The sequence below is a fragment of the Noviherbaspirillum pedocola genome (genome assembly GCF_016632335.1).
GTDB classification, from domain to species: domain Bacteria; phylum Pseudomonadota; class Gammaproteobacteria; order Burkholderiales; family Burkholderiaceae_D; genus Noviherbaspirillum_A; species Noviherbaspirillum_A pedocola.
Genome location: NZ_JAEPBG010000015.1, coordinates 115,093 through 135,450 on the forward strand (window position 1 = coordinate 115,093; position 20,358 = coordinate 135,450).

The 20,358-nt window shown below is 60.0% G+C and carries 22 protein-coding genes; 2 read left to right on the plus strand and 20 right to left on the minus strand.

Features of this window, described 5'->3' with window-relative positions:
* Positions 1 to 117 precede the first annotated feature (117 nt).
* Complete coding sequence (locus JJB74_RS25175; RefSeq protein ID WP_200596654.1) at positions 118 to 2,517, plus strand: bifunctional diguanylate cyclase/phosphodiesterase; 2,400 nt, start codon at positions 118 to 120, stop codon at positions 2,515 to 2,517.
* A 68-nt stretch (positions 2,518 to 2,585) separates the two neighbouring features.
* Here JJB74_RS25175 and JJB74_RS25180 read toward each other — a convergent pair whose 3' ends face one another.
* From JJB74_RS25180 to JJB74_RS25220, 9 genes are all read right to left on the minus strand, one after another.
* Positions 2,586 to 4,082 carry an ATP-binding response regulator gene (locus JJB74_RS25180; RefSeq protein WP_200596656.1) on the minus strand — a complete coding sequence of 499 codons (1,497 nt, stop codon included), beginning with the start codon at positions 4,080 to 4,082 and terminating at the stop codon, positions 2,586 to 2,588.
* 177 nt (positions 4,083 to 4,259) lie between these two features.
* Positions 4,260 to 4,625 (minus strand): response regulator, encoded by a 366-nt coding sequence (locus JJB74_RS25185; RefSeq protein WP_200596658.1) that lies wholly within the window; start codon positions 4,623 to 4,625, stop codon positions 4,260 to 4,262.
* Between the two features lie 206 nt (positions 4,626 to 4,831).
* Positions 4,832 to 5,971: a hypothetical protein gene (locus tag JJB74_RS25190; protein WP_200596661.1), complete on the minus strand. Its 1,140-nt coding sequence runs from the start codon at positions 5,969 to 5,971 to the stop codon at positions 4,832 to 4,834.
* An 88-nt stretch (positions 5,972 to 6,059) separates the two neighbouring features.
* Positions 6,060 to 6,410 carry a helix-turn-helix domain-containing protein gene (locus tag JJB74_RS25195; RefSeq protein ID WP_200596664.1) on the minus strand — a complete coding sequence of 117 codons (351 nt, stop codon included), beginning with the start codon at positions 6,408 to 6,410 and terminating at the stop codon, positions 6,060 to 6,062.
* A 30-nt stretch (positions 6,411 to 6,440) separates the two neighbouring features.
* Positions 6,441 to 6,821 (minus strand): hypothetical protein, encoded by a 381-nt coding sequence (locus tag JJB74_RS25200; protein ID WP_200596666.1) that lies wholly within the window; start codon positions 6,819 to 6,821, stop codon positions 6,441 to 6,443.
* Entirely contained in the window at positions 6,818 to 7,009 is a 192-nt protein-coding gene (locus tag JJB74_RS25205) for a hypothetical protein (RefSeq protein WP_200596668.1), read from the minus strand. The genes JJB74_RS25200 and JJB74_RS25205 overlap by 4 nt, the downstream gene beginning before the upstream one ends.
* Position 7,010: 1 nt before the next feature.
* A complete protein-coding gene (locus tag JJB74_RS25210; RefSeq protein ID WP_200596671.1) occupies positions 7,011 to 7,916 on the minus strand; it encodes a recombination-associated protein RdgC in 906 nt (301 codons plus the stop codon).
* Between the two features lie 203 nt (positions 7,917 to 8,119).
* Positions 8,120 to 8,677: a hypothetical protein gene (locus JJB74_RS25215; protein WP_200596672.1), complete on the minus strand. Its 558-nt coding sequence runs from the start codon at positions 8,675 to 8,677 to the stop codon at positions 8,120 to 8,122.
* A gap of 60 nt (positions 8,678 to 8,737) precedes the next feature.
* The gene (locus tag JJB74_RS25220) at positions 8,738 to 8,977 is read right to left on the minus strand and encodes a hypothetical protein (protein WP_200596675.1); all 240 of its coding nucleotides are present in this window, start codon (positions 8,975 to 8,977) and stop codon (positions 8,738 to 8,740) included.
* A 209-nt stretch (positions 8,978 to 9,186) separates the two neighbouring features.
* Here JJB74_RS25220 and JJB74_RS25225 point away from each other — a divergent pair, with 209 nt between their 5' ends.
* Positions 9,187 to 9,690 (plus strand): hypothetical protein, encoded by a 504-nt coding sequence (locus JJB74_RS25225; RefSeq protein ID WP_200596678.1) that lies wholly within the window; start codon positions 9,187 to 9,189, stop codon positions 9,688 to 9,690.
* A gap of 146 nt (positions 9,691 to 9,836) precedes the next feature.
* Here the strand turns inward: JJB74_RS25225 and JJB74_RS34000 are convergent, their stop codons facing one another.
* The 11 genes from JJB74_RS34000 to JJB74_RS25280 form a co-directional block, all read right to left on the minus strand.
* Complete coding sequence (locus JJB74_RS34000) at positions 9,837 to 11,546, minus strand: methyl-accepting chemotaxis protein (protein ID WP_200596680.1); 1,710 nt, start codon at positions 11,544 to 11,546, stop codon at positions 9,837 to 9,839.
* Between the two features lie 179 nt (positions 11,547 to 11,725).
* A complete protein-coding gene (locus JJB74_RS25235; RefSeq protein WP_200596683.1) occupies positions 11,726 to 13,036 on the minus strand; it encodes a Y-family DNA polymerase in 1,311 nt (436 codons plus the stop codon).
* Positions 13,033 to 13,494: a LexA family protein gene (locus JJB74_RS25240; RefSeq protein ID WP_200596686.1), complete on the minus strand. Its 462-nt coding sequence runs from the start codon at positions 13,492 to 13,494 to the stop codon at positions 13,033 to 13,035. Before JJB74_RS25240 ends, JJB74_RS25235 begins: the two co-directional genes overlap by 4 nt.
* A 210-nt stretch (positions 13,495 to 13,704) precedes the next feature.
* Positions 13,705 to 13,950: a GlsB/YeaQ/YmgE family stress response membrane protein gene (locus tag JJB74_RS25245; protein WP_200596689.1), complete on the minus strand. Its 246-nt coding sequence runs from the start codon at positions 13,948 to 13,950 to the stop codon at positions 13,705 to 13,707.
* Positions 13,951 to 14,064: 114 nt separating this feature from the next.
* A complete protein-coding gene (locus tag JJB74_RS25250; RefSeq protein ID WP_200596692.1) occupies positions 14,065 to 14,250 on the minus strand; it encodes a CsbD family protein in 186 nt (61 codons plus the stop codon).
* Between the two features lie 184 nt (positions 14,251 to 14,434).
* A complete protein-coding gene (locus tag JJB74_RS25255; RefSeq protein ID WP_234484841.1) occupies positions 14,435 to 14,896 on the minus strand; it encodes a 3'-5' exonuclease family protein in 462 nt (153 codons plus the stop codon).
* A 42-nt stretch (positions 14,897 to 14,938) separates the two neighbouring features.
* Entirely contained in the window at positions 14,939 to 15,175 is a 237-nt protein-coding gene (locus tag JJB74_RS25260; RefSeq protein WP_200596695.1) for a hypothetical protein, read from the minus strand.
* Positions 15,172 to 15,396 (minus strand): hypothetical protein, encoded by a 225-nt coding sequence (locus tag JJB74_RS25265; protein ID WP_200596696.1) that lies wholly within the window; start codon positions 15,394 to 15,396, stop codon positions 15,172 to 15,174. The genes JJB74_RS25260 and JJB74_RS25265 overlap by 4 nt, the downstream gene beginning before the upstream one ends.
* Positions 15,393 to 15,737, minus strand: coding sequence for a hypothetical protein (locus JJB74_RS25270; RefSeq protein ID WP_200596700.1), 345 nt, complete (start codon positions 15,735 to 15,737; stop codon positions 15,393 to 15,395). Before JJB74_RS25270 ends, JJB74_RS25265 begins: the two co-directional genes overlap by 4 nt.
* 2 nt (positions 15,738 to 15,739) lie before the next feature.
* A complete protein-coding gene (locus tag JJB74_RS25275; protein WP_200596703.1) occupies positions 15,740 to 17,512 on the minus strand; it encodes a UvrD-helicase domain-containing protein in 1,773 nt (590 codons plus the stop codon).
* A gap of 2,215 nt (positions 17,513 to 19,727) precedes the next feature.
* A complete protein-coding gene (locus tag JJB74_RS25280) occupies positions 19,728 to 20,291 on the minus strand; it encodes a hypothetical protein (protein ID WP_200596706.1) in 564 nt (187 codons plus the stop codon).
* Between the last annotated feature and the right edge of the window lie 67 nt (positions 20,292 to 20,358).

Genomic DNA, 20,358 nt, shown 5'->3' on the forward strand with positions numbered 1-20,358 from the left:
TCAAGGGCGCAGATGTCTCGCCTCATCAGTTGCGCCAAAATGTGACCTATTGACCGAGTTTGCCGGTTGCAGTGAATGCGACAGATGCGGAAACGAAAGATCGATTTACGAGCTGCGATGGTGCTGCTGATAGTGCTGACTATCGCGCCGCTGGCGATCCTGCTCGTCGTCCACAACCTGACAAACCAACGTGACGCCCTCGCCCGGATTTACGGTGGCACGACCGCCATGGGGTTGAAACTCGCTTCCTACCCCAAGGAAGTTCTCCCGGCTCCAAGAGATTTTCTCCTTACGCTCAGCCAGTTACCAGAGATGGCTGCGCCCGAGAATTGCGAGCCGCTTCTTGCTGTCACGAACCCGGTGCTACGGGTCCAGCCGTATTTCTCGAGCTTCGCGGTCTTCACGCCGGATGGGAACCGTGTCTGCCCTGCCCCGCTACCAGACGAACCCATTAATCTCCTCGATCGCGACTACTTCCAGCGCGTCTTGCAGAAGAAGGAATACACCATCAGCACTCTATTGATGGCCCGGATGGCGAAGAAGCCGGCGCTCATCTTCTCGCGCCCGGTCCTGAGCGCAAACGGCGACATCAGGTACGTGGTGAACTTGGGGCTTGATGCCGAATGGTTGCAGACACTGCTCAACCGAGCGGCAGAGCAATACCCGGTGCCAGCAGGCACGACTGCCCAGATCGTGGATGACGCCGGGACGATCATTGCCGCGATACCGCAAGCCGGAGCACCTGTCGGAATGAAGGTCCTGGACTGGAACGCGGTGCGGCCCCTGCTCACCGACCACGAAGATGTCGTCCGCCAAGAGGCATGGCGCGATGGCATCCTCCGCGCCACCGCCTATGTCCCGCTGCTCGTGGCGCCAGAAGGCAGCCTGCGCCTTCGCGTGGGCACGCCAATCCGACCCGCGATGCAGCAGGCGATATGGGAGGACGCACGGCTGTTTTCCATCACCGCCGGCGTCATTCTTCTTGCGATCTTGCTCGCCTGGCTGGTGAGCACGCGCATGGTGCTCCGGCCTATTCACGCCATCTGGCTCGCGGCCACCGCGCTCAAAGGCGGGAATCTGGCTGCACGCGTAGGCCCGGTGAATGCGACCGGCGAGCTGGCAGAACTGGCCAGCGCCTTTGACAGCATGGCGGAACAAATCCAGGAGGAACAGCAGCGCCTGCAAGTGCTCGCCACACACGATTCATTGACGGGCTTGCCGAATCGGTACGGGATACGGGAAAAGCTCTCTCAGATGATTGAAGACGAACAGCAAGCGCAAGGAAGCGTCGGCGTCATCCTGCTCGACCTGGACGGCTTCAAGCAGATCAACGACAGCTACGGGCACCCGCTCGGCGACAAAGTGTTGATACGGGCTGCTGGTGCGCTTTTCTCTTCTCTCTGTGACGGCGCCACTGCCGGCAGGCTGGGCGGGGATGAATTCATCATCCTTGTCGAAGGAAGAGCCAAGCGACAGGATTTCGTGAAGCTGGCAGTGAAGGTTCAAGAGATCCTGCGCAATCCGATAGACGTGGACGGGCATGAATTCCTCATCTCGGCCAGCATGGGTATCGCCATCTTCCCCGAGCATGGCAGCGATATCGACACCCTGATCCAGCATGCCGATGTGGCCATGTACCACGCCAAGGCGACCAGGCTGCCCGGCTACTGCTTCTATTCCTGCGAAATGAATGAATCTGCCGCGGCGAAACTGCGCATGCAGAACCTGCTGAAGAACGCGATCGAAAAAGGCGAGCTGGTTTTGTACTATCAGCCCAAGATCAGCGCATCGACTTGCCGGATAACTGGCGCGGAAGCGCTCGTGCGCTGGAACAGTGCCGAGTTGGGCATGGTATCGCCGGTGGAGTTCATCCCTCTCGCGGAAGAGACCGGACTGATCGTGGCGATCGGCGAGTGGGTGCTGAAAACCGCCTGTGCCCAGCTTGAGCAGTGGAACAGGGTATTTACCGGGCACTTCAGCATGGCCGTCAATTTGTCACCGCGCCAGTTTGCCGATTCGGCACTCATCCCCAAGATCATCGATATCGCTCGCACCCACGAAATTTCGATCTCTCAACTGGAGCTCGAAATCACCGAAGGAGCATTGATGCATGACCCGGTTACAGCGACCGAAGCCCTGCACAAGATCCGCGCAGTCGGTGCCAAAGTCGCCGTCGACGATTTTGGCACTGGCTATTCCAGCCTTGGCTATCTGAAGCGGCTGCCCATCGATGCCCTGAAGGTCGATCGTTCCTTTGTCTCAGGACTGCCGGATGACGGTTCGGACCGCGCCATCGTGAGCGCGGTGATCGCAATCGCCCAGGAGCTGAACCTGCGGGTGACGGTCGAGGGCGTGGAGACCATCGAACAGCTGAACAAGCTGCGCAAGCTGGGATGCGACGAGCTGCAGGGCTATCTATTCAGCCGTCCGGTGCCTGCGGAAGAGTTCACGGCGCTGCTGCGCCCGCATGGCAATGTGGCGATCCTCGCGCCGGATGCGAATCGCACGAAGCACTGATACTGACTTCCTTGGCCGACGGCAAAGGAATCGCCGGGCATTGCTTCACTGCGACAACGAACTTCATCCTAGAGTCCACTCCTGCGGAATGCATATAGGCGAGCCAACGTGTCGCACAAATTGTCGGTATCAACTGGCTTGGTGAAATGAAAATCAAAGCCGGCCTCTTGCGCGAGTGCCTTGTCCGTCGCCTGGCCGAAGCCGGTGAGCGCGATGAACTTCGCGCCTGTGGCGAGCGGGCTCTGGCGCAGCATGCGGAGCAGCTCATACCCGTCCACATCCGGCAACCCGATATCGAGCAGGAAGGCGTCGAAGTTTTCTGCAAATGCGCAATCCAGTGCCGCGCGAGCGGTAGCACATACTGTCACGTTGTGACCGCGCTCTTGCAGCAATATGCCCAAGCTCTGCGCGAGGTCCGCATTGTCATCGACCACCAGCAGATTCAGGCTCGCCTTTCCAGCATTGGGGGCCGGAGGGTTGGCTGAAACCGGTGCGGCATTTGCCGGCGACGTGGCAGCGCTCGTTGGCGGGTCACAGCGCGGCAGGCAGATCGTAAAGGTAGAGCCCTGCTCAGGACCGCTGCTTCGTGCCGACACCGTGCCGCCATGTTTTTCCGCGATGCTCTTGACGATGGCCAGTCCGAGACCGAGGCCGCCCTTGGAGCGATCCGGCGTCAGCTCTTCCTGCACGAACAGATCAAACACCTTCGATAGCAATTCCGCAGGCATGCCACGACCGTTATCGCTGACATCCACCCTGATCTGCTCGCCTTCCACGTTCACCCGCAACTGGATCTGTCCGCCCTGCTGGGTATATTTGGAAGCATTGTTGAGCAGGTTGGCAACAACCTGCACCAGGCGTGCGTAGTCACCTATCACGCAGCATGGCTCGGACGGCAGCGCCAGCGTGAGCCGCTGCATTTTGTCGTCAACATGTCCGCGCGTCTGGTGCACGGCGTCCTGCACAACGGAGAGCATATCGACGGGCTTCTTCTCCAGGATGATCAGTCCACGTGTCAGGCGCGAAACGTCGAGCAGGTCGTCTACCAGTGTGGTCATCTGGGCTGTCTGCCGCAATATCACTTTCCTGGTCTGGTCGATGCGCTGTGCATCGGTCTGGATAAACTTCAGCAGTTCCGCCGCTGTCGTGATGCCGGCAAGCGGATTGCGCAGTTCATGCGCCAGCATGGCGAGGAAATCGTCTTTACTTTTGTTTGCGGCATCAAGGTTGCGTGTCAGCCTTTGCACCCTTTCGCCCAGCATGCTGATGACGGCGCTGACAAGTAAAAACGACGAGAGCGATAGGGCGTCTGTGAGATTGCCGAGCTTGAAGGTAAAAATCGGCTCGACGAAAAAGAAGAGTGCTACGGCGGCGGAAAGGAGTGTGGCAAAGACAGCCGGCCGGAAACCGCCGTACAGGGCGCAGATACTGACAGGGACGACAAACAGCATGTACTGCACCCGGTTGCCGAGAACGGGAGCGAGTTCATACCGCCCCAGCGCAGTAGCGAGCACCAGCGCCACGGCCAATAAATAATACTTGCCGCCCGTATTTGAAATTTTCATTTTTATAGGAATTGTGCGTTTTCCGATCGCGGAGCGGTTTCGATGGAATCAGCATGCGCAGAACAAAAAACCCCGCTGGCATCTCTGCCTGCGGGGCGTTCAAAGCTCAGTCGTAACCATATCATCTACTACGTGCCTAAAGACAACATCGGCAATGAAAAGTTCGATATGGTCCGCTTAGCGAACGCCCACTTCGGCTAGCTCCGTGACCTTGGCTACCAGCTCCGGGATGCGCGGTGGTTTTTCCATGAAGGCATCGTACGCATCCGCTGGCGCCTGGCGCTCGGTATACCCGGCGCTCATCAACAATACCGGGATGCGTTGTCCCGGCGGCCAACCACGGATCGTCCGGCCAAGCGTCACGCCATCCATCTCCGGCATGGCCCAGTCCGCCACCACAACGTCAGGCCTCGAACAGGCGATGCACCGTAGCGCCGCGACGCCGTTGCAGGCAGCGCATACCTTGAACCCTAAGGATTCCAGCAGCATTGCCATGATTTCCCTGAGGTCCTTATCGTCCTCAACGACGAGTACTGCTGCCATGTGACGTCACCACGAGCCTGTTGAAAAATATCCCCCACGCTTGTCATTTTCCGTATTGGGTAGGAAGAACTCGGTGCGGCAACGCACCCAACCGGTTTTCTATCGGCAGACGCCGTTGTCTGCGTTTTCTAACCGACAAAAGAAAAAGGCCCGATCCGGAGATCGAGCCTTGGTGGAAATGAACCCTGACGGGTCCGGAAGCAGAATCACTTCGTTGAGAAGGTCCAGGTCTTGGCGACCGGGCTTTGCTTCACCGCGCCGACGAAGGTGACCTTGTAGGTCGTGCCAGCGTCGAGTGGGCTGGTTGGCAGCAGAACGAGGTTGCCGTTGGAGGTGATGTTGGCATCAGACGTCAGCGCCGCACCCATCGACAGCACACCAGGAGCCGTCAGGATACGCGCGTCCACCTTCGCACCGTCGCTCACGCGGGTCAGCGAGAAGGAGATGACGCCAATATCCGTCGGCGCCAGCGTTTCCGCACCTTGCGAATACAGGTTCACCAGCACCGGATGACCGACACCGGTGCCAGCACCGATATCCGCGGCCGGGGTCGGCACTTCCATCTGGTTGAAGAACGTCGGATCGACGCCCGTCTGCCCATTGGCCGGCAGGACCGAAACCGAACCGGCTTTCGGCAGCTGCGGCTTCATGCCGTTCGCCGCGTCGTGCCCCAGTTCGATCGTGCAGACTTTGCCGGGAGTGACGGAGATGCCGACTTCACGATACCAGTTCACCAGCGAGATCAGGTGATAGACCGTGTTCGCCAGGCTGCTGACGCACTGTCCAGCCGGCGTATTGACCGTGACGTTTTCCGCGACCGTACCCGTGTACTGCGCAAAGACAGCGCGATCCGCCGGAGCCTGACCGGTGAAGCCGAGCAGCGCCGCATCTTCATAGTGCGGGCCGAGGATGCCGTTGAACGTAGAGTGCAGATAAGTCGCGTTCTGGTACAGGTTATGCGATTCGAGGAAGTGACGGTGATTGCCCGCAGCAAAATCCAGCTTCAGATTCTGTTGCAGCAAGCCGATTCCCATCGCGCCGCGCAGGTTGTTCAAGTCCTGGAAGATTTGCGCTTCTTCGGACCCAGCTTGATACGTCGCAGCCGGCACCGAAGTGACCGGATCGACCGCGATGGCGGATGCCAGCGTGACCGTCGACGGCGTGTTGCTTCCGCTGCCGGCGTTGCTGCTGGTGCTGCTGGTGCCGCTGGCGCCGGAGGTGCTGCTTCCCGATGAATCGCCACCACCGCCGCCGCCGCATCCGGACAGCGCCAGACCGGCGAGGAGTGCGACGAGAACGGCGTTTTGCTTCATGGTGAAGGATGCTGCCTTGTGGGTATTGAACATGATGGTTTCCTATTTAATGAGTTGAAGGTTCCAGACCTTGCGGTTGTTCTGGCCCTTTGATATGCATGACAGGCGTGTGTAATGCGCCCTAGTTCGCTTCTGCGGCCTGTGCAGCCTGTGCTGCCCGTGCGGCGGCGGCCCGACTTTCGAAGAAGCCGGCCAGCGTGTCGAACGGCAGGCCATAGCCGCGAGAGACCTCGATCATGGTGGTGAACCGGGGGTTCTCGATCTTTCCCGCCTCGAGCTTGCTCAGTACCGGCAGGGACAAGGCGCTGCGGCGCGTGATATCGGCGATCGACATCGGGCGTCCGGTCGGTCCCTTCATTGAGCGCCTGGTATTTCTGAGGAATTCTCCGAGCGAGAAACGGCCTCCCCGCTTCTCGTCGTTGGCTGCGTTGCTGGCTAGCGTTTTGTTGTGGTCTTGGGTGAGCATTTGCATGGTGTGGATGGAACCGTACAAGAAAGGGGGTTAGTGGTGTCCTGCGATGCGGGCGTCGGCGATGACGGCATTGGCAAGGCCGGAGCACCGGATCATGTGCGTGAGGTATTCCTCGGCGGTGGCATAGCCCGCCTCATAAGCCATGCCACCAATGGCGTAGTGGCTGACGATTTCGTGGTCTTCTACTGGGCTGAGTACGGGAAAATCCTCCACCGGGAATGGATCAAAGAAAAAGAACAGGTACTCGCCGCGTGCGCCGCCATAGCTCGGATTGAACGTAATGAACCAGGGCCGCAAGACGGTCAAAAGCTTCGGATGCTGGTCGAGCAGCGATTGAATCTGCTGCTCCTCCTGCGCTTGCGGCCACCGTTTCGAATCGACGGGTTCGCTGTCGGGGTCGTGCCAGTTCATGCGTCGAAAGAAGAAGTGGACTGGCGCAGGGTGCGTGCGTCATGCGCCTCCTCGATGCGGCGCCGCACGTCCGAGCGTTGTTTTTTGATGTGATCGAACTGCTGCTGCGTCATCGGCGGCGCGGTCATGATCGCCTTGATCGGCGCGGGGTTATCCGCTTCGCGGGAATGGGTCGTGCGTTGCTTCATCTCAGGCCGCCAGATCTTCCTGCACTTCGCCGCCAAGGGCGTCGATCAGCGCGCCCAGCAGCGCATTGAGTTCGCCGGTCATCAGCGCCCATTCGGAATCAAAGGCCTCGTCCGAGTTGGCCGCTTCGCTCTGTCCCTTGAGGACGTCCAGCGGGCGGATGCGCTTGAGCGTGGTATTGCCGGACAGGACAAACGAAATCTTGTCGTTCCACGTCATGGCCAGATTCAGGCATTGCTTGCCGGCGGCAATATGGTTGCGGATGTCTTCGGCGTCGAGAGAATGGCGGGTGTATTTGACGGTCGCCTTGCCCTCGTTATTCGACTGAAGTTCCGCCTCGTTGTCCACGGTGAAAAAGCCGGGAGCCTCGTCGTTGGAGAGCCATTCCGTCATGGCCGAGGTGGGCGATCGCACCAGCCGGAAACCGGCGATCGGCACCTGCTCGATGGTCAGCAGCAGGTATTTCAGCACCAGTTCACTTTTCGCCGAGGCGGAAGTATCGATGCCGATCCAGCCGTGAACCGGGTCGATCCAGACGTTGATGGTGGAGCGCACCGGGAAGGCCTTCGGCAGCAAGTCGTCAATGACCTGTTCCTTGATTTCCCTGAGCTGCTTCTTGCCCGGCTTGAAGCCCTGCTGCTGCTCCAGCGCGGTAGCCTTTTCCTTCACCTTTTGCTTGATGGTGGAGGCCGGGAGGTTCTTCTTTTCGATGGCCAGCGAAATGAGGAACTGGCGGTTGAACGCGTAGACCAGCTGTCCGTCATCGCGCGGGCTGATCCAGCCAATCGACTCGGCCTGAAGGCCGCTGCACGGCTGGAACGTCTGCTTGGCCAACAAGCCGGCAAGCCGTTCCGCGGTCATGTCCCAATGCGGCCTGAGCCGCAGCAACTGCAGATTCTTGAACCACATCGTTATATTCCCTCGCTGACAAGCCATACATAACACCGGGGAATAATACGTTACGTATATTTTATTGGCAAGAAGAAATGTATCTGTAGAGAAACAATTTGCCGTGGAATTGCGGCCGGGGCACGGCACATACAGGAAGAAAGATCGACGCCGGTAAGGTCAGATGCCGGCGCCAGAGGGGGAGAATGGGGGAAGTGAGCGCGTCAGTGGGTAAACATCCATGCACCGTCCGGCTGCTTGACGACTTCATGCGCCTGTTTGGCTGATTCGCCGCTGTCGTCGGCCAGATAGATCACTTCGAAGGAAAGCGCATTCATCGCCTGCATTTGCCAGCCGTGAATCCTTGCCACGGTCATGCAGGCGCCCCTGTTGTGGTAGCGCGTCGCGACCATCGGCGACGGGAAGAAGTCGCCCCAGTTTTTGCCAGGGGCCGAATAAATACCTGCGCCATCCATCGCGCCGCATGCACGCTTCTCGATTACGGCCTTGATGTTGGGCGTGGCTTCGGCAACCGCGGCAGTCAGGCGCTTGTCGGCGAAATTGGCCTGTAGCGCACGCATCAGCGCGGCTTGCTGCTCGGCCGTAGGCTGAGGCGCTCGGGGCGCGATCGCCATGCGTTGCGCGGTGGGGACCGGCGTACCGGTAACCGCAGCGAGCGACTGGTTCAGACCAGCGAGGCCTTGATTCACATCTTTGAGGGTGTCGGCGCAGCCAGCCAAAGCAAGGGTTGCGATCAGGGGGGTGAGGATACGGGTTTTCATGGCAATCGTCGTTGAAGGTTTAAGGCATGCGTTGATAGCAGTGATTAAGGAGTTACGGCATCAAATTGGGCACTCGGGGCGACGGAGCATTTCCCACTGCGCGGGATTGTTCAGCAGCGTCTGTAGACGCACGACGCTTTCCACGCGGCCGATATAACCCTCATCGAACACGGTGCGCAGGTGCGCGACATCGCCTTGCACCCTGTCGACGACGCATATCCGCCTGCCTGAAACCGCGTTCGTTTCCTGCCAGGTTTGTCCGGGCCGTATCAGAAAGGCGTCATTCGTATCAGTGTTCATCCTTGCTCCATCACCAGTGGAAGCGCCGCATCCGGCGCCATGCGTCGCTATCCAGTTAAGGAAACACGACATAACAAGGGGGCATAATACGCCTCGTATTTACTGCGAGCAAGAAAAATGTTGCCGTACAGACTCTTTTTCTGAACGGTGCTGTCAGAATGGCGTCTGCCCTTCGGGGCCAGGAATCATCACCACTTTCATGGAATCGCATGCACACAGCAAAAGCCTTATGCGGTATCGCGGCCCTGTTTTTCTCGGCGGCCGCGCTCGCCGGAGATCTGCCCGATCCATCGCGGACGCCCGGCGCGCTCAATCCGGACGTCACCCAGGAAAACATTCACCAGACCGTTTGCGTGAAGGGCTGGACGAAGACGGTTCGGCCTCCGGCCTATTACACCAACAAGCTCAAGAAGATTCAGATCCGCGAGTACGGCTACGCGGATACGCGCCCTTCTGATTACGAGGAAGATCATCTGGTGCCGCTGTCGGTGGGAGGCAATCCGACCGACCCGAATAATTTGTGGCCGCAGCCGCGCAATTCGGAGTGGGGTGCGGACAAGAAGGATCAGCTGGAATTCGCGCTGTACAAGGCGGTATGCCGGGGCGAGATGTCGCTGGCCGATGCGCGCAATGCTTTTCGTACCAACTGGATTGCCGCGTACAAGAGCTACGGATACTTCCTGAGGAAGTACAGCCACGGCAACGGCGAGTAGTGATTGGCGCTATATTGGATTGCACAATCCAATACTGGCCGCACATTCCAAAACGGCTGGAATGGACGTTACGAATAGGTAGGGAAGGAGTTGCATCCTTCCCCATTTCCACATGCCTTCGGGCGGTACGCTGCCTAGAACGCTGCCTAGAACTCTTCCCAATCGCCGCCCGTCGATCCACCTGCGCCAGACGGTACACGCGAGGCCAGCGTCGTAGCGGGCGTTCTCTTCTTGGCGGGAGTAGCACTGGTTACGGAGACCTGCCTGCCGGTGTGTTGGTCATGGGCCGCCGTGTTCCTTTGCCCTTTTTCCTGCAGTTTGAAGACGCTGACCAGCTCGGACAGATTGGCCGCCTGCTCGCGCATTGCTTGCGCTGCGGCTGCGGCCTCCTCCACCAGCGCCGCATTCTGCTGCGTCGCGTTATCCATGTCCGTGATTGCGCGGTTTACCTGCTCGATGCCGGTGGTCTGCTCACTGCTGGCCGCGCTGATCTCGGCCACCAGGTCGGTGACTTTCTGCACGCTCTCGACGACGTCCGTCATTGTCGTCCCCGCTTCGCCCACCAGCCGGGTGCCGGCATCGACCTTGCTCACCGAGTCGTCAATGAGCAGTTTGATTTCTTTGGCTGCGGAAGCCGAACGCTGCGCCAGGCTGCGCACTTCGCTGGCCACCACGGCGAAGCCCCGGCCCTGCTCGCCGGCGCGCGCCGCTTCGACCGCCGCATTCAGCGCCAGGATATTGGTCTGGAAGGCGATGCCATCGATCACACCGATGATGTCAACGATTTTCTTTGATGCCGCGTGGATGTCGTCCATTGTGCCGACCACCTTGGCCACAACCTCGCCGCCTTTGACCGCAATGCCGCTTGCGGTGCTCGCCATGCCGTTGGCCTGACGCGCGTTGTCGGCATTCTGACGTACCGTGGAAGTGAGCTCCTCCATCGACGAGGCCGTTTCTTCCAGCGCCGAGGCCTGTTGCTCAGTGCGCGAAGACAGGTCCATGTTGCCCGAGGCAATTTCACCGGAGGCCGTTGTGATTGCATCTGTCGCCTGACGTACTTGGCTGACAATGTGGACCAGTCCGTCGCGCATGGTGCTCATGGCGGCCATCAGGCTGGCTTGATCATTACCCTTCATCGGGACTTCGACTTCGAGGTTGCCGGCGGCGATCTGTCGAGCGATCTCGGCTGCCGCGGCCGGGTCGCCGCCGATGGAACGCAAGGCGCTGCGAACGATTAGCGCCACGAGGCCGGACAGCACCAGACCGACCGCTGCAAGAATGGCAGCCGAGACGGTGAGGTCATGATAGAAGGCGTTGTCCAGATCATCGATATAGGTGCCGGTCTGGAAAGTCCAATCCCAGGGGCGATAGCCGTTGTTGAAGGAAATCTTCGGTTGCGGCTTCGTGGTCTGTGCTCCCGGCTTGGGCCATTCATAGGTGGTGAATCCCTCGCCTTTCGTCTGGACCAGTTGGATGCCCTCGATGCCCAGCGCCTTGCCGTTCGGATCCTTCAATTTCGCCGGGTCGGTGCCGTCCAGATCGGACTTGAGCGGGTGCATTAGCACTGCGCTCGGCGACATCACCGTGATGTAACCGGTCGCGCCATAGCGCAGCGCCTTGATGCGCAGCAGAGCCTGTTTCTTCGCCTCGGCTTCGGTCAATACGCCGCTTGCCGCCATGGCCGCATATTCCTTGGTGACGGAAAGCGCCATATCGCCGGCATTATGCAACTGCGTCTTGCGCTCCTCGAGGCGAAGCGCCCGATCGCGGTAGACATTGACTGTCATGATGCCGAGCAGGCAAACCCAGCTGAGGATGAGCGGGACGAAAAGTTTGGTGCGGAATGAAAGTCTCATTGGATGGGATGGTAGTAATTATAAATTTCCTGTCGGAAACGTACCCCATTCCATAACATTCAGCAACAAGAACGATTGTATAGCCATCGCTCTGTTGCATAAAGCCAGCATTAGCAAGCGCGATCTCGTTAAGCGCACCATCCAACGCGAGAATGCGTAGCCGAGCCTTGTATGTCCGATTATTTTGCGTAGGCTTTTGGCAGTTCCGTCCAGCGCGTGGTGAAGCGCTGCGTCCGGTTTTCCGCTCGCGCGACCCAGCGTTTCTGCGTGCCGGCCGCGGCGACGGTCACGGTGTCGCGCCCGAAGCGGGCATTCAGGCTGTCGAGCGCAGCCATCACCACGTCAGATTGCCGGCTCTGCACTTCGACCTGGTCGAACCACGATCCCTGCACTATGCCCGCCGGCGAGAGGTCCAGCAGCATCACACCGGTCTTCTTGAACGCGTACCCCTTGCGATAGATTGCCTTGAGGCCTGCCAGCGCAGCGCCAGCCAGCGCCATCGTGTCGGCGCTCGGATTGGGCAGCGGGATGGTGATGCCGTTGCAGTACTGCGGATCGCGCGTCGTATACCGGTTCGTCATGACAAAGACATGCACGGCGCCGCACACGGAGCGCTGGGCGCGAAGCTTCTCAGCAGCCCGTGTCACATACGAGGTCAGCGCCTCACCCAGTTCTTCCTGCGTCGATACCATCGTGCCGAAGCTTTTGCTGGAAATGATCTGCTGCTTTGGCGGCGCAACGTCTTCCAGATCGAGGCAGGAGATGCCCTGCAGCTCGGCCACGGTACGCTCCATCACCACCGAGAAATGGGACCGGATGAATTTTGGCGAAGACTGCCGCAGGTCCTGCACCGTGTGGATGCCCATGGCGTTGAGCTTCTCCGCGATGCGCCGCCCAACGCCCCACACCTCCCCAACGCTGATCGTGGCCAGCAAGGCGCCCAGTTCTTTTGCCGGATACGAAGTGGAATCGAAAACCCCGCCAAACTGCGGGTTTTTTTTCGCTACGTGGTTAGACAACTTAGCCATTGTTTTCGAGGTGCCGAAGCCAACGCAGGTCGGAATATTCACCCACTGCTTGACGCGGGCGACCATCGCTTGGCCCATCTGGGTCAGGTCTGGCCACAGCAGCCGCATCCGTTCCACCCGTACGAAGTTCTCGTCAATTGAGTACGGCTCGATGTCTGGCGAAAACTGCGAGAGGACTTCGAGGACGCGTGCGCTGAGGTCGCCATAGAGCGCGAAATTACTGGAGAGGCAAATCAGGCCATGCCGGCGTACCAGATCCTGCAGCTGGAACAGGGGGTCGCCCATTTTCACGCCCAATGCCTTGCACTCGCTGCTTCTTGCAATTGCGCAGCCATCGTTGGACGAAAGCACACATACCGGCTTGTTTTCCAGGCGGGGATTGAAGACGCGCTCGCACGAGACGTAGAAGTTGTTCCCGTCCTGGAGCGCGAACACTGGTGCGCCAGCCAGCGACGCGCTCATACGAGCTTGCGAATCACGCCGGTGACCACGCCAAAGACATACAGTTCTTCGGCCTCACGCAAGCGGATCGGGCGATAGCAGGGGTTTTCCGGGCGCAGTTCGATGCCGGCCTCCGTGATCCACAGTCGCTTGATCGTGTGCTCGGCGTTGACGATGGCGACGATGATCTGGCCGTGCTTGGCTTCGAGGGATCGGTCGACCGTCACTTTGTCGCCGTCGAAGATGCCCGCGCCGATCATGCTGTCGCCGCAGATATCAAAGATGAAGGTCGCCGCGCGATGCTTGACCAGGTAGTCGTGCAGGTCCAGGCCCGACTCAACGAAATCGGCCGCGGGACTCGGAAATCCTGCCGGGCATTTGACCTCGAACGCCGGAATGGTGCTGGGTCCTCTGGGCCGCAATGGCCACACGACAGGCACCAGCGTGTGTAATTCCGACAGGTTGACGAGCTCTGACATTGCAAACCGGATAACTGTTTTTTTGTACAGTGGAGTATAGGCGGTCGGCTGTCCGTTCGGCAAAGGATGGGGGCGACATACTTCTGCCACGCAAACAACAAGCAACAGGCAGTGCGCACCTACAAAAGCAGAAAGCCCCGCGATGCGAGGCTTTCCAGGTGATGGCGATTTGGATTGTGCAATCCAATCCGTGTAGCGCTGTGATGCGCGCTAGACCCGTCGAATCAGGCGCATCAGCACTACCAGTACGACTGCACCGATGGTGGCCACGATGATGGTGCCGAGGGTACCGCCGCCGGCAGAGACACCGAGCGCATTGAACAGGTATCCACCGACGAACGAGCCGAGGATGCCGAGGATGATGTCACCGAGGATGCCGAAGCCGACACCGCCCGCCAGCATGCCGGCCAGCCAGCCCGCGATCAGCCCTACCACGATCAACCATACGAAATTCATAGCTCCTCCTGCATTGTTGGGGGCGTGCCTGTTGCAAGGCATGCCCGGAATGGAGAACTGTCGTCCGCCGCGACGGCGCCTGGGAGCCGCCGCGCTGGACGTCAAGCCGCTGCGTTAGCGATTCCTCTGCGGGTTATCCGCTGCGTCCTCGAGATCGCCGACGGCCTTCTGCGCCTTGCCTTCGACCTGCTTGGCGATGCCCTTGGCCTGCTGCTTGTTGCTGCCGGTGATCTGGCCAGCGGTTTCCTGCGCCTTGCCCGCGATATCCTTGGCCACGCCTTTGATTTGGTCTTCATTCATGATGCGCCTCCTTTGGGACTGTTACGCGATATAGCGTGCTTTCAGCATAGCTCTGCCGTGGCGGGATGACAGTAGGACAACGCGACCGTTTGGCGTCAGAAAATTGTCTTTTTTGCAGCCAGAACCCGAGAGTGGGCGTGAAGGAAATTGTCGGGTTACGGCACCAGTGGATTGCCCGATCCAATCAGCGAAGCCGGATCGAATAGAGCAAGCCCCGCGCATCGTGGAGCGCGTGATGCTCGTGCAATTCAGGATTCCTGCGCCAAAAGTCATAGAGCAGCAGTTCGTGCTGTTCGACGTCACGCAAGGGGCGCGGGATGCAAAAGTCGGGAACAGGAGTGCCCACGGCCGCGGCGAACAAAGCCCAGTCCGTGGTGAAGTCGAACACGATCTGCATCGGCTCGCGCCCTCTGATGATCCGCAACCAGGTTAGCAGGCGCGTGCGCAGCTCGTAGTCATCCTGGCATACCGCCAGTGGATCCTGCCCGAGCAGCGGCAGCACCGTCTCCCTGACGAAGTCGGAGCACTCGTGCGGTGGCACCGCCAATTCCGCATAGAACTCTTCCCCAGTCTCGGCCACGAGCCCGATCGAAATGAGGCGCGGGTTATGGAAAGCGGTGAACTCCGTGTCGAGAGCAATGATCATGTCGATATTGGATTGCACAATCCAATTGAGGTCAGGGGTGCATTATGCGTCGAGGCGGGTGAGCGCCGCCTTGGCTTGGCGATACGAAAAAAGAAAGCCGAGCGTTCCTGCCGCGGTGACAGCGGCGCCAGCGTAGATGAGCGGCGTTTGCCACTGATGCAGGTTCGCTGGCAGGAATGGCCCTACCGAAAGCAATGTGGCGCCCGCATTCACCGCATGCAGGCTGAGCCTGGTCAGGCCGGTCTTCTGCGCCAGCATCCCCTTAAGCGTCGCGATCATATTTTTCCCTTTTTGTTCGGTGAATTTCGTTTCGATTCTGTCCCGTCTCTCTGGACAGTCATGTGCTCGCCGAAAAACCAGGCAAAGACGAGCGGCCAGCCGATGAACGCGCCCAGCGCCAGCAGGGTCGCATACAGCCACTGGTGATGCCGCGCCAGCCAGATCACACCGGCCGTGGCGATACCGAGCAGGCAGATATTGAAGGTGCGCAGCGGACTCATGCCTTACCGCCCGGCCGCGCTGCCCGCTTCGACGTGTCGGCAAGTGCCTCCCTCGGCTCGTGCACGTGTGTCACCTTCAGGCCGCGCTCGACCAGCGTGCGGATTTCCGCCATGACCCGGCGCGCGACCAGGCGCGACGCGCCGATGCGGGCGAGCTCGTCGGTGCGCTGGGAATCCACATCGATCGCCCAGGTACGCAGCTGTGCCCGCGCTGCAGGCACCGAGCCACGAATGATCGTGAAGACGTGGTACAGGTCCGGATCGACCGAGATCGATGTGCGCTTCTTCCTGCCATCGACCGTCTTCGGATAAATGATCCGCACAAAGTCATCCTTCGCCATGCTCAGGCGATCCTATAGTGGGCCTTGAACGCGCCGAGCACCACGGGATTCTGTTCCCAGAATTTGATGCAGATCCGCGCCTCGCTGATCATTTTGACGATCGTGCCGACAACCTCCTCCACGGGAACGTTCAGCTTTTCGGCGATCATCTTCTCGTCGAGCTTACCGTGCAGGACGATGAATTTCTCGATCCCGCTTTCCAGCGCCAGCTTCGGATCGACCGGAGCCGGAACCGGCGTAGCGGCGGCATTGGTTTTGGCTGCCTGGATGACCTGATCGGCTTCCTTGAGCGCGACCGGCGCAGTCGCCGTGGCCGCGACCGGGGCGGCGGCTGGCTCGCCGGCACGAACCTGCTTCCACACATCGAGGAAGGCGCGCAGCTTCTGGTTCATTTCCAGCGCATGGCTGGCGCGGGTGATTGCAACGTAGAGGATATTGACTTCCTGCTCCAGCTCGTCGCCCGACATGTCGCGGATCTGGCCGCTCTCGGTCAGCAACTCCTCGAAGTCATCCTCCAGCACCACTTGCTGATATTCCAGGCCCTTGGAGCGGTGCACGGTCGAAACCAGCACATCGGCTTCGTCGCGGTTCTCGCAGACTTGCGCCCGGACCGCCGCAACCAAGCCCGGCAGATTGTCTTTATATTCCTTCACCACACTCATGAGCGACATGATTTCCTTGTCGTCCACCGCATGCGCATAGGTTTCCAGCGTATCGAGGTCCGCAAACGTGCGGAAGAAAGGATCGGCAATCTCGTCCGGCGTCTTGTTCCAGATCTGGAAGACGTCGAGCAGCTTGCCCAGCGGGTAGGCGTCAATGCCGCCGACAAAATGGACTTTCTTCGTGTTCAGGTACGCAACCGCATTGGCGAACACCTTGGCGTTGGTGCGGCAGATGATCGTGTACTGGCGGGACCTGTCGGCGCGTGCATGGGTCAGTTCGGCCACGCCGCGGCCGACGATGTTGCGCTGCTCGTTCTTGAAGCACTTCAGCAGGTGGTTCGCCACATTCGTGATCCCCTTGCCGAACCGGAAGCTGTGCGTCAGCGAATGGCGCTCGGGCTCGCCCGGGATTGCGTCGAAGGCGCGCGTGGCATGCCGGAAGCCGTAAATCGACTGGTGCCGGTCGCCTACCAGCACCTTCTTGCAGCGCTGATTGACATAGATCGAGGCGGTGCAGGCATTCGCATCCTGGAATTCATCGAACAGGATCGCCTGATACCGCGTTGACAGGTCGGGGCCGGAGAGCTGGTACACCTTGAGATAGCCATCGTGCGGCATGCGGATGATCGTGTTGTCCACGTTCTTCATTTCTGTCCACACCCGCTTCGCAAAGTCCAGCATGACATCGCGGTAGGCAGCCGGCACCTCGGGCGGCAGATGGCGGGCGAGAATCTTACCGTCGTCCGAAGCGAGGAAGCGCTCGATTGTGTTCACCAGGTGGGTCGCCTCCAGCACTGGCACGTTGAAGAACCGCATGATGTCGGTCTGGCGCAGCGTGCCGTTCTTGTGGCTGTACATCCGGCCGGAGTACGGGTACGCCAGCGAGTGGGTGGTCTTGCATTGCACGTTCGGCGGGAACTTCGCCTGGGCTTCCATCTGGATCGCCTTGTTGAATGCCACGTAGAGCATTTTCTCGTAGGGACGGGCCAGCGCGTACTGCACCAGCGTGAAGGTCTTGCTCGCGCCGGCGAAGGCTTCCACAACCAGAAAAGGGGCGTTGCTCTTGATGATGCCGCGCTGTTCGGTCGTCAGGACGATGTTCTGTTGTTCCATGCTTGTTCTTCCTCGCCTCTTCTATGAGGCCTGTACCACGGTTTCGAAATCCCCCCTCATCGCGATGTGGTCGGGGTTCACGATAGCCGGCAGCATGGCAAGGGACACAGCCTGCGGCACAACTATTTATGCCCACTATACCACATGTATTTAGGGTGAGCAACGGCAATTATCCGTGCGTGTTATGTAGTGATGCGTCCAGCGCACAACGATTTATGCCGGGAAGAGGGCGAACCCCGGCGCTATGCGAGCCCCATCGGGCATGGCGAGCCGCACAACGATTTATGCCGAACGGGATGCGATAAACTTTGTGGCGACACAAGCATTTATGCCGAGGACAGCGGCGTAAACCCACGGCACCAGGCCACACCCACGCAGCTTGAAGCCGGCTCGCAACCGGCAAGACAGGACAGCCTCTGTTGGTCGGTTGATCCAGAACGCCACTGCGCATGGAAGCAAGGTCGCGCGTGAGCGGAACCATGGAAGCCGAACGACTGGCCAGTGTACGGAACCCGTGTTCAAACGGCTCGGTCCCGCATCAGCAAGAAAGGCAGCGGCAATCTCGGCCATCGTGTTCAAACGGCTCGGCCGCGCACCAGGCAGAGAGGAACGGCCAGTCCCTGACATCGTGTTCACACGGCTAGGCTTTGCATCAACAAGAGAGCCAGCGCCAGTTCCAGCCACTCGTGTTCACACGGCTCGGCCCTGCTCCAGCACTCGTGTTCACACAGGATGTCCCTGCCTCTTAGCGGACCCGGAGCGCAATACCTAAGCGGGCCGCCCGCTCCCCGATGGACGTTAGATCACGACCTAACCGGGCAAGAAAGAGGACTTACCCCGCACGTAGCGCTACGCATCGGATCCCCGCCTCCCCCTGACCGTCGGTGGGTTGGTGCTCGGTGACAGGCCCGGCCTTTTGCCACTGGTCAGCCGGTCAGCGGCAGGTGAAACGCAGTTGAACTTGGTGAGCGATCGAGTAAGGCACGGCACTCCCGGCTCAGGGGCAGGACTTTATGACACTGGTCACGCAGTCAGCGACGGTGAAGCACCGCTGAACCGGGTAGCGATCGAGGAAGGGGCGCCGTTGACCGGCACGGCTGGGAGGCAGGGATCGGCCAAGGATGACTGAGAGTCCGGCGCTGGCCAAGCTCGGAGCGGAACCGGGGCCGGAAACGAGCGCGGCGCGCGGCGGCAAGGGATAGAAAGGAGAGAGAAAAAAGAGACAGGCCAGGCAGCCGGAAAGCGGGGACACAGCCAGCGAGGTGCGCCACATGGAAAAGAGCCCGGCAAGGAAGGTGAGCGGATAGCCCGTTGCGCCGGCAGGACAAGAGCCACCCGAGCGCCACCCGAGCGCGCCGCATGGAAAAGAGCCGCCCGGATGACCGAACAAGAGGAAGGCCAGTGCAGCACCGCGGACAAGAGACCCGCCCGTCCTCGCCTCAATCGCCTTGATCGCCTGTCCTCGCCTCAGGGACAACCAGCACCGGACCGGGGCATGGCCCGCTGCAGGCCCGTCCCGGAGACGCGCCCTTATGACACGGGTCAGGATCACTGCGAGTGGTGAAACGTAGTTGAACCAGGAGCGAGGAGTCAGGAGAAGGAGACGAGCCCGACCAGATCGGAGGATGGCGGCACTCCGGGACCAACGCAGCAGCCGGCCCGACCGACAGCATTCCGCGGCAGATCCGGCGCCAGCGATACGACCGGCCCGAGTTCGCCCGCGCGCAAAAGAGGAAAAGGAAAGGAGATGGCAAAGAGGAAAAAGAAGCGGAGCCGGCCGAGATGCCGAGCACGCTACCTGCGCCACCCGGAAAAGAAGCGAGGCGACCGCATCCACTTCCGCACCCGGAACAAGCAACGGAAGCGCCAGCCCGAAAAACCGCACTACCCTCTTCCCCATCCGGCACATCCATCGCACCAGGCAGCCGGCCACCGAGCCGGCCCCGATGCACGACTTCACCGGGCAAAGAAAGAAGAGTGGGACAGAGATCGATCAGCCGGACGAGGCAGGCCCAACTCCACAGGAGCCAGCCAAGTCCTCGCCCTTATGACACGGGTCACGCAATCCATGACTGCCCAGAGACGAACCAGTCCCGCTCGGAGACCAGGCCGTCCAAGCCTTCTGACACGGGTCAGGGTAACTGCCAGGTCCAGGAGCCAGACCCGGCTGTGAGCTTGTGAAGGGGGAAAGAGGAAGGAAAGGACTCAGTGGAAGTCACTCGTCCTCAGGCTCCATCTCGAGCAAGACGGGAGAGGAAGGGCCAGACTCGGAGGCAGGATTATCTGTTCGGTTCTCAAGGACTTCTAACAGTCCATTTAGATCCGCGTTGAACTTAGCCAGTTTGTCCTCGTTACTGGCATGAAGTAGCTCTGCCACATGTTGAAATGTTTGCAACACCTCCAGCGCCCGCACGCGCAGTTGCAGAAGCACCTTGGTCCGACGCATCAGTTCTTTCACCGCTGGCGCGTCGGCCTTGAACTCGACCGAAGTCCGTACTGACAGCACGAACGACTCCAGATTCACACGCTCCGCACGCCACTTCTGCATCGGCTTCACGTAGATCCACTTCACAACGGTCGGCACCAATTTACCGCGCCGTTTCCACCACGTTATTCGAAGCTTTCCGGTCTTCGAAGGCTGCAATTTGTTGAGCGCGTGGTCGATCTTTGCGAGTTGTCCGTCAATAGAAACGATGAGCTCAGCGAGGGTCTGGCCCGCCTTCCGAGAAGAGTCTGCGGAGTCGAGGATTTCATCAAGGTTGGGGGGGTGGTGGATCACGGCGATTTCAATTAGGTCGGGGGGGTGGTGTTACTCAAGTGTTTAAGGGAAGGTCGGGGGGGTGGTG